This is a genomic window from Nostoc sp. PCC 9305, assembly GCF_963920915.1.
In the GTDB taxonomy this organism is placed as follows: domain Bacteria; phylum Cyanobacteriota; class Cyanobacteriia; order Cyanobacteriales; family Nostocaceae; genus Nostoc.
The window spans coordinates 1-229 of record NZ_CAWUDN010000319.1; the positions used below are offsets into that span (position 1 = coordinate 1).

At 45.9% G+C, this 229-nt stretch carries 1 protein-coding gene; it reads left to right on the forward strand.

All coding sequences use genetic code 11. The features are described from left to right. A partial coding sequence (locus ACM0OX_RS35890; RefSeq protein ID WP_414519996.1) for a hypothetical protein occupies positions 1-229 on the forward strand: 229 nt, incomplete at both ends.

The following is a 229-nucleotide window of genomic DNA, read 5'->3' on the forward strand; positions in this document are numbered from 1 at the left end:
GCTACAGAACTTATGGGAGTAGCTACAGAACTTATGGGAGTAGCTACAGAACTTACGGGAGTAGCTACAAAACTTACGGGAGCCGCTACAGAACTTACGGGAGCCACTACAAAACTTATAGGAGCAGCTACAGAACTTATGGGAGCAGCTACAGAACTTATGGGAGCAGCTACAGAACTTATGGGAGTAGCTACAGAACTTATGGGAGTAGCTACAGAACTTATGGGAG